We start from the raw sequence: 8,589 nt of genomic DNA on the forward strand, positions 1-8,589 counted from the left end.
TCCGACCATGCCCCTGACCCTCTACTACCATCCGTTGTCGTCGTACTGCCACAAGGTGCTGATCGCGCTCTACGAGCACGGCACCGCGTTCGAAAGGCGCATCATCGACCTGTCCGACCCGGCGGATCGGGCCGAGCTGCAAGCGCTGTGGCCGCTGACCAAGTTCCCGGTGATCCGCGACCACGACCGCCAGCGCGACGTGCCGGAGTCGAGCGTGATCATCGAGTACCTGGATCACGTTCACCGCACAGGGCCGCGCCTGATTCCCGACGGCTGGGAGGCGGCCCTTGAGGTGCGCCTGTGGGACCGCTTCTTTGATCAGTACGTGCAGACGCCCGTGCAGCAGATCGTCGGCGACCGTATACAGAACCGCAACGGCGACCTGAGCGCCCAGCGCAGCCTGCTGAACACGGCATACGGCATGCTCGAACGGCAACTGGCGCCCGGCGCCTGGGTCGCCGGCCCGGACTTCAGCCTGGCCGATTGCGCCGCCGCGCCGGCGCTGTTCTATGCCAGCACGCTGGTGGCGTTCCCTGCGCAGCACCGCCGGCTCGGCGACTACTTCGAGCGGCTGGTGCAGCGCCCCTCCGTGCGCCAGGTGCTGGAAGAAGCCAAACCATGGTTCGACTTCTATCCGTTCGCCGAGGCGATACCCCCGCGCTTTCGCTGACGCGGGTCAGGCCGGCTGGTGACTGGTCACGCAGTGGATGCCGCCGCCCCCGGCGGCGATGGCGTCGATGTTGAGCTGCACCACCTCGCGCTCCGGATACAGCTGCCTGAGCAGGTCCAGGGCCTTCTTGTCGGCCGCCTTGTCGCCGAACTCCGGGGCGATGACCGCGCCGTTGATCACGAAATAGTTGATGTAACCGGCGGCGAAGTCCGGGTTGCCCTTATTGAACTTGCTGCTGCGCGGGTTGAGCGGCGGCGACATGGTGTGGATCTGCAGCGGCCGGCCGTCGGCATCGGTGGCCTTCTTGAGGATCTCCAGGTGCGCCAGGGTGACCTTGTGGTCGTACGACTGCGGGTCGGTGTCGAGGTTGGCGATCACCACGCCGGGCTTGACGAAGCGCGCATAGAAATCGACGTGGGCATCGGTGATGTCCTTGCCCTTGATGCCCGGCAGCCAGATGATCTTGCGCAGCCCCAGGCGCGCCTTCAGTTCCGCCTCGACCTCGGCGCGGCTCCAGCCGGGGTTGCGGTTGGCGTTGACCCAGCAGCTCTCCGTCATGATCGCGGTGCCGTGGCCGTCCACCTCGATACCGCCGCCCTCGCCCACCAGTTCGCTGCGGATGTAGGTCGCCTGGGCCTCGTCGGCGACCCGCCGGGCGATCTTCGCGTCCTTGGCGTGCTGCTGCTTGTTGCCCCAGCCGCTGAAGTTGAAGTCCACGGCGCCCAGTCCGTTCTTGTCGTCGACGACGAAGTTGGCGCTGATGTCGCGCATCCAGATGTCGTCCAGGGCCGCCGTCACGTAGGTGACGTTGGAGGTGCCGCAGAACTCCTCGGCCAGGCTGCGTTCGCCCGGGCGGCAATAGACCGTCAGCGGTTCGTAGCGGGCGATGGTGCGGGCGATGCGGCCGAGGGCCTCTTGCACGTCCTCGGTGAAGTCTTCCCAGATCGCGTCCTGGGCGCCGAAGGCGATGAAGGCCCGTTCGTGCCGCTCGCCTTCGTCGGGCATGAACCAGCGGCCCTCGGCGGCGGCCAGCACAACGGAGGACGGCAGGCCGAGACCGGCCAAGGCGACGCCGGCACCGGCGACGACGGAAACCTGTTTGATGAACTCGCGACGAGTCGGCATGGGGCTGTTCCTGATGAATGGAGTTACGGAGCGGTGGCGGTCTTGAATTTGGTCCAGGTACGCATGCGGGCGCGCATGTCGGCCTGGGGGATGTCCTTGCCCGGGATCAGACGGGCGTAGGTCGCGTCGTCGAGGTAGATGTCCGGGTTGTTGCGCATCGCCGCGTCCACACTGGGCCGAGCCTTGGCGTTGGAAGTCGGGTAGCCGGTGAAATTGCTGATGGCGGCCATGTTCTCCGGACGCATCACGAAATTGATGAATGCGTAGGCGTACTCCGGGTGCTTGGCGTCCACCGGGATGGCCATGGTGTCCATCCACACCGTGGTGCCTTCGCGGGGCACGCGGTACTGGAAGGTGTTGGCCTTGCCGGCGGTGTCGGCGGTGCGCTGGGCCTGGGTCATGTCGCCGCTGTAGCCCAGCGACAGGCACAGGTTGCCGTTGACCAGGTCGGTCACCGGCTGCGACTGGAACTTGCGGATGTGCGGCCGCAGCTTGAGCAACAGGTCGCTGGCCGCCGCCAGGTCTTCGCGCTTGGCGCTGCGCGGATCGCGGCCCAGGTAGTTGAGCACCACCGCCAGCACCTCGTCGGGCGAGTCGATCATCGAGATCCCGCAGTCGGCGAACTTGCCGGCCAGCTCCGGCTTGAACAGCATGTCCAGGCTGTTGACCGGCGCATCGGGCATGCGCTGCCGGATCTGCTGCTCGTTGTAGGTCAGGCCGATGGTGCCCCAGGTGTAGGGCACGGTGGCCTTGTTCGAGTGCTCGTAGCGGCTGCGCAGTTTCTGCAGGCCCGGCTCGACGTCCCCCATCGCGGTGATTTTCGACGGATCCAGCGGCAGCAGGCTGCCGGCGCGCATCAGGCGCTCGGCCACGGTGTCGCCGGGGAAGATCAGGTCGTAGCCGCTGCCGCCGGCCAGCATCTTGGCCTCCAGGGTTTCGCTGCCGTCCATCACATCGTAGATCACCTTGATCCCGGTCTCGGCGGTGAACCGGCTCAGGGTGTCTTCGGCGAAATAGTCGGCCCAGTTGTACAGGCGCAGGGTCTTGTCTTCGGCGTGGGCCGCCGGCAGCGCGCAGGCCAACGTCAGGCACAGCGCGGCGGGCAACCATTGGGTGAGTGCAGGCATATCAGACTCCTTGAGGATTCCAGCGTGCGTGAAGGTGACGGCCGTCCTGGCTGAGCAACGCGCCGTACATCTCCGGACGGCGGTCGCGGTAGATCCCCCAGCTCAAGCGCTCTTCGCGCATGGCCGCAAGGTCCAGCGTCTGCACCAGCACGCCGGTGCTGTCGCGGTCGGCCTCGGCCAGCAGCTTGCCCTTGTGGTCGCTGATGAACGACGAGCCGTAAAAGCTCATTTGCAGGTCCGCATCGGTGGTCGCGGTTTCCCGGCCCACCCGGTTGGAGGCCACCACCGGCAGCAGGTTGGCGGCGGCGTGGCCGCGCATGGTCATCTGCCAGTGGTCGCGCGAATCCAGGTCCGCGCAGCCGGGCTCCGAGCCGATGGCGGTCGGGAACAGCAGCACCTCGGCCCCCATCAGAGCCAGGCTACGGGCGGTCTCCGGGAACCACTGGTCCCAGCAGATGCCCACGCCGAGGCGGCCGAACGCGGTGTCCCAGACCCGGAAACCGGTGTCGCCGGGGCTGAAGTATTCCTTCTCCTGATAGCCGATGGCGTTGGGGATGTGGGTCTTGCGGTACACGCCCAGCAAGCGCCCGTCGGCATCGGCCACGCTCAGGGAATTGAAGTACGCGTTGCCGGCCTTCTCGTACCAGCTCAGCGGCAGCACCACGCCCAGCTCCCGGGCCAGGGCGGCGAACCGCGCAAGGACGCGGCTGTCGCGGTATTCCTCGGCCAGCGCCATATGCTCATGGCGCTGTTCGATGCAGAAGTACGGCGTGGCGAACAGCTCTTGCAGCAGGATGACCTGCGCCCCCTGGGCCGCCGCCTCGCGCACCAGGCGTTCGGCGCGGTCAAGGTTGGCGGCGAGGTTCCAGCTGCACGGCATTTGCGTGGCGGCGATCGTCAGCGTCGTCATGGCTCAACCCTCCAACGGCCAGGCCGGCTGCTGCTGGGTGATGCAGTGCACCCCGCCGCCGCCGTGGGCCAGACGGTTGATGCGCACCGGCACCACTTCGCGGCCGGGGAACGCCCGGGCCAGGGTCTGCGCCGCCACATCGTCGGCCGCGATGCCGTAGGCCGGCATGATCACCGCGCCGTTGGCGAGGTAGAAGTTGGTGTACGAAGCGCAGAACACTTCGGCCTCGGGATCCACGGCTTCGCTGGCTTCGAACAGTTCGATCAGCTCGAACTTGCGGCCCTTCGCGTCGGTGGCCAGCTCCAGCGCACGGCGGTTCTCCCGCGCCACTTCGGCGTAGACCGAGCTGTGGTCATGGGTAGCGTCCACCAGCAGCACGCCGGGACGGGCGAATGCGCACACGCCGTCGACGTGGCCGTCGGTCATGTCGCCGGTCACGTAGTCCGGATCCCCCGGCAGCCAGATGGTTTTGGTCACGCCCAGCAGACGGGCGAAGATCTCTTCCATCTCGGCCTTGCTCACGCCGGGGTTGCGGTTGGGGTTGAGCAGCACCGACTCGGTGGTGATCAACGTGCCCTCGCCGTCCACATGGATCGCGCCGCCCTCGTTGCTCAGCGGCGTGCCGAAGCACTCGCCGCCCAGATGGTTGAGCACGCGCCGGGCCAGGCTTTCGTCCAGGTCGTGGGCCGACTTGCCGCCCCAGGCGTTGAACCGCCAGCTCACCCCGGCCAACCCGTGCTGCGGGTGGCAGACGAAGCTCGGGCCGGAGTCGCGGCACCAGCTGTCGTTGACCGCCAGCGGGATCAGTTCGATGTTCGGCCCGCACAGGGCCTGAGCGCTGGCGACTGCGGATGGGTCGACCACCATCTTCACCGGCTCGAAGCGGGCGATGGCGTTGGCCACCCCGGCGAAATCCTCCTGCACCTGGGCCAGCGTCACGCGCCAGCCCGACTCCCACAGCGCCTGGTTGTGCGGCCAGACCATCCACGTCGCCGCGTGGGGCACCCACTCCGCCGGCATCGTCCAACCGCTGTTGTTGTGTTTGTTCAGTTGCATGGTAAAAAGCCCTTTGTGTTAAGCCATTGTGTTCAGTGAAAAACAGCCTTGGCGGTGATGGCGTGAATGCTAATGGCGCCTTTAAGGGCAAACAAACGATGGATTTAGCGGACAACTGATTAGAGGAACTTATCGATCATGCTCAAACACTGGCCACCGCTCAGCGCTCTGCGTGGCTTCGAAGCGGCCGCCCGGCTGGGCAGTTTCCACAAGGCGGCCGACGAGCTGAGCCTCACCCAGTCGGCCATCAGCCAGCAGATCCGCAGCCTGGAGGCGTACCTGGAGCAGCCACTGTTCTTCCGCGCCGGGCGCAGCGTCAGCCTGACCGACGCCGGCCACGACCTGCTCAGCACCACCCAGGCGATGCTCCAGCAACTGGCGATGGGCATCCGCCGTCTGGGGCAGTACCAGAAGCCCAACCAACTGGTGCTCAACACCACGCCGGCCTTCGCCCGGCACTGGCTGCTGCCGCGCCTGGGGGATTTCCGCCGGCGCCATCCGCAGGTGGACCTGTGGATCTTCAGCACCGACGAAGTGCCGGACATGACCACTCAGACCATCGACCTGGCGGTGCGCGACGACATCAGCGCCCAGGCCGAGTGCAGCTTCCGGGTGCTGCACGCCGACCGCCTGTTCCCGGCCTGCCACCCGAGCCTTTTGGACGTGCCGCCGGCGCAGCGCACCACCCTGCACGGCGAGCGGGAGATGGACTGGAGCCACTGGGCGGTGGAGTCCGGCATCGACGTCGGCCAGCAGGCCCAGGGGCTGAACTTCTCCGATCCCGGCCTGCTGCTGGACGCCGCGTGCGGCGGCCTCGGCATCGCCCTGGTCAGCCGTCTGCTCAGCCGCCAGGCCCAGGCCAACGGGCTGTTGCAGCCCTTGGTGGAGGACACCATCCGCGGACCGAACTGGGCCCTGCTCACCCACCGCGACAGCGAAAGCTATCCCCTGTCCCGCAGCTTCACCGAGTGGCTGCTGGCGCAACTGGCCGAACCCGAGCCTGCGCCGGCGTAAAAAAAAGGGCGGCCAAACGGCCGCCCGAAGCGTGTTGCCACGAGAGTCCTAGAGCGTCAGCTGGCGCTGCTCTTCTTCGGTCAATTGCTGCCGGGCGTGGTCGTCGAGCACTCCGGCGCCCAGCACCTGCACCGGGCTGTCCGGGTTGTAGCCCGGCGCCGGCGCGCGGCTGGCGCCTTCCCGGGTCGGCGCCAATTGCTCGGAGCCGAAGCCCAGCACCTGCACGGTGAACACCGACGCCTGGTTCTGCCGCGCCGCGGCCTGCTGCTGGCGCGCCACGTCTTCGGCCGCTTGGGTCGCCGACGAGGCCGCCGAACTGGCCGAGGTGATCGCCCCGGTGTTGACCGACGCCACCACCGGCACGCCGCTGGCCTTGCCCTGCACCGCGATGTTGGCGGCGTTGACCACGGTCAGGGCGGCGATGTTGACGTTGCCCGACACCCGGATCCCCGCCTCGCCGGCATCGATGGTGCCCAGCGGCGCGATCAGGTCGATGTCCCCCGGCGCCACCTCGGCGATGGGGTTGAGGGTCGCGATCCCTGCGCCGGTGCTCGGCACCGACGGCGACAGGCTGACGTTGCCCCACGTGTCGTAGACCCGCTTGGGCGGCGTGTAGACCACGGTGGTCTTCGAGCCCCGGCCGGCGTTGATGTCGCCTTCGGCCGACCAGCCGACGATGGAGCCGCCGAAGGTGGTCATGATCCGGCTCTGGCCGAGCAGGATGCTGCCTTTGGCGTAGAGCTGGATGTCGCCCTGGCCCTGGGTGACGATGCCGGCGGTGGACGGCGGCGCCGCGCCTTCGATGCCGAACACCTGGCCGCCGCCCGGCGTGAGCATCTGGATGCCGCCGCCGAACAGGGTCTTGACCCCGGCGCCGCCGAACAAGGTGATGTCGCCGTCGTAGCGGATCGGGTTGCCGGCCACGTCGGTGCTCGGGAACAGCGCCGCGATGGCGTTGCGGCCGCGCAGGTAACTGCCCTTGCGCGGGCCGTCGGCGTCGTTGTACTCACGTCCCCCCGCCCGCAGTTCGGCGAAGTACACCTGGCGGGCGAAGATCGACTGCTCGGCCGCCGGCAACGCCGCGAAGAAGGCCTGGGCCTGGGCTTCGCCGCCGCTGAAGCCGTAACGCAGGCTGAGCCAGCTGTTCAGTTCGCCCAGGTACGTCTTGGCCACCTTGCCCGGCTGCGCGCTGAGCGGCACGTTCGGGTCGGCCAGGTTCTGCCGGTCCAGGTAGCGGGCGACGAACCGCGCGTAGTCCGGCCCCTGCGCCCCGGCCCCGGCCTGCAGCACCACGCTGGCGCCCGGACGGTTGTCGCCGACCGCCACCGGCCCGAGGCTGGTGATCGCGGCGCGGTCTTCCATCAGGATGTTGCGCCCGGCGTTGACCTCCAGGGTGCCTGGGCCGGCGATGTCGAAGCTGCTGTAGAGAATGTCGCGCCCGGCCGAGACCCGCGACACGTCCCGCGCATCGCCGTGGATGAACAGGTTGCCGGTGGACGTGATGCTTTCGGTGCCGCGTCCCAGGCCATCGCTCGGCACGGCGGTCGGCTGGCCGAGGTTGGTGCCGGACGCCACGATGTCGCGGCCCGCCAGCATCCACACCGGCCCCGCAGCCTCATACCAGGTGCGCCTGGACAGGTCGAAGCTCAGGGTCTCGCCGCTGCGCACGCCCACAAGATCCCCGGTCAGCGCATAGAAGCGCGCCGGGGCCTGCACCGCGCCGGTAGCCGCATAGGTGTCGGCGCCGAATGCGAACAGCGGGTAACGCAGGTTCTTGTTCGCGGCCACGCCGTCGCTGCCCCGGTTGGTCATCACCGGCGTGCCGCTGACGTTGTCGCCGAAGCCGTTGAACGCCGGGGCGAACGGCGTGGCGACGGACGACAGGCTGGCGCCGGAGCGGTTGATCGCATAACCGCCGGCGTAGATCGAATCCCCCGCCAACAGCTCCAGTTGCCCGGCGTTCGAAGGCGCCAGCAGCAGCGAATAGCCCTTGAGCGGATACACCCCGCCCACCGCACCGTAGGCCGCCGAGGGACCTGCGTAGATCGAGCCCTGCCCGGCCACCGCCCGCAGAACCGACGGATACACGAAGCGCCCGTCGGTCGGCGAGCTGTTGCTGCCCTCCACCGGCAGCGACGAGCTGGCGACGATCTCCGCCATTTGCGTGCTCGGCGTCAGGTTGCCGCCGGCCGAGAACAGGTCGATGGCGGTGTGGTCTGTCCACAGCGAGAACCCGCTCAGGCCGCCGCCGGCGTGCACGGTGCCGTCCGCCGTGGTGAACGGCGTGGAGTTCTGCAGGCGCACCCGGCCCGGATCGGCCGCGCCGCCGAGCACCAGGTCGCCGCGGGTGTTGATGCGCATGCCGGAGTCGCCGGGGATCAGCACCAGGCCGCCGGACGCGCTGCCCAGGGTCGAGGTGAACAGATCGAACGGACGGGTCTCGCGCGGATCCTGCTGGAACGGCGCGGAACCGTACTGCAGGTTGATCCCGCCCACCGCGCCGCCGCTCAGTTGCGCGGCGCCGCGCAGGTTGATCAGCGCGCCCTGCAGGTCATGCTGCGGGGCGGCGGTGCCGCTCTGCCCTGCCCGTGCGGCGAACGACGGGTTGAGCGCGCCGCCGATGCGGATGTCCATGTCGCCGCCGCCGGTCAGTTGCAGGCGGCCGTCGCTGCCCACCCGCCCGGTGC

General features: G+C 68.5%; 7 protein-coding genes. 2 read left to right on the forward strand and 5 right to left on the reverse strand.

Annotated features, from left to right (window positions below; genetic code table 11):
• Nucleotides 1-7: 7 nt before the first annotated feature.
• Nucleotides 8-670: a glutathione S-transferase family protein gene (locus CAG41_RS27375; protein WP_085582270.1), complete on the forward strand. Its 663-nt coding sequence runs from the start codon at nucleotides 8-10 to the stop codon at nucleotides 668-670.
• Between the two features lie 6 nt (nucleotides 671-676).
• On the opposite strand, the gene CAG41_RS27380 is transcribed toward CAG41_RS27375, so the two are convergent.
• From CAG41_RS27380 to CAG41_RS27395, 4 genes are read right to left on the reverse strand one after another with little or no spacing between them, the layout of a single operon-like run.
• Nucleotides 677-1,795: an agmatine/peptidylarginine deiminase gene (locus tag CAG41_RS27380; RefSeq protein WP_085633402.1), complete on the reverse strand. Its 1,119-nt coding sequence runs from the start codon at nucleotides 1,793-1,795 to the stop codon at nucleotides 677-679.
• A 23-nt stretch (nucleotides 1,796-1,818) separates the two neighbouring features.
• Nucleotides 1,819-2,922, reverse strand: a complete 1,104-nt coding sequence (locus tag CAG41_RS27385) for an extracellular solute-binding protein (RefSeq protein WP_085582266.1) — start codon at nucleotides 2,920-2,922, stop codon at nucleotides 1,819-1,821.
• 1 nt (nucleotide 2,923) lies between these two features.
• Nucleotides 2,924-3,832 carry an N-carbamoylputrescine amidase gene (gene aguB, locus CAG41_RS27390; RefSeq protein ID WP_085633400.1) on the reverse strand — a complete coding sequence of 303 codons (909 nt, stop codon included), beginning with the start codon at nucleotides 3,830-3,832 and terminating at the stop codon, nucleotides 2,924-2,926.
• 3 nt (nucleotides 3,833-3,835) lie between these two features.
• Nucleotides 3,836-4,888, reverse strand: coding sequence for an agmatine/peptidylarginine deiminase (locus tag CAG41_RS27395; protein WP_085582262.1), 1,053 nt, complete (start codon nucleotides 4,886-4,888; stop codon nucleotides 3,836-3,838).
• A gap of 138 nt (nucleotides 4,889-5,026) precedes the next feature.
• On the opposite strand from CAG41_RS27395, the gene CAG41_RS27400 reads away from it, so the two are divergent.
• Entirely contained in the window at nucleotides 5,027-5,902 is an 876-nt protein-coding gene (locus CAG41_RS27400; RefSeq protein ID WP_085633397.1) for a LysR substrate-binding domain-containing protein, read from the forward strand.
• A gap of 48 nt (nucleotides 5,903-5,950) precedes the next feature.
• Here CAG41_RS27400 and CAG41_RS27405 read toward each other — a convergent pair.
• Nucleotides 5,951-8,589 (reverse strand): filamentous haemagglutinin family protein (locus CAG41_RS27405; RefSeq protein ID WP_170930312.1); only part of this gene is annotated, 2,639 nt, incomplete at its 5' end.

This window comes from Pseudomonas sp. B35(2017), from assembly GCF_002113645.1.
GTDB lineage: Bacteria > Pseudomonadota > Gammaproteobacteria > Pseudomonadales > Pseudomonadaceae > Aquipseudomonas > Aquipseudomonas ekonensis.

Bases quoted from the DNA above. Each gene is read 5' to 3' on its own strand.
- CAG41_RS27400 (WP_085633397.1), top strand. From the start codon at position 5,027: ATGCTCAAACACTGGCCACCGCTCAGCGCTCTGCGTGGCTTCGAAGCG.
- CAG41_RS27395 (WP_085582262.1), bottom strand. From the start codon at position 4,888: ATGCAACTGAACAAACACAACAACAGCGGTTGGACGATGCCGGCGGAG.
- aguB (WP_085633400.1), bottom strand. From the start codon at position 3,832: ATGACGACGCTGACGATCGCCGCCACGCAAATGCCGTGCAGCTGGAAC.
- CAG41_RS27385 (WP_085582266.1), bottom strand. From the start codon at position 2,922: ATGCCTGCACTCACCCAATGGTTGCCCGCCGCGCTGTGCCTGACGTTG.
- CAG41_RS27375 (WP_085582270.1), top strand. From the start codon at position 8: ATGCCCCTGACCCTCTACTACCATCCGTTGTCGTCGTACTGCCACAAG.
- CAG41_RS27380 (WP_085633402.1), bottom strand. From the start codon at position 1,795: ATGCCGACTCGTCGCGAGTTCATCAAACAGGTTTCCGTCGTCGCCGGT.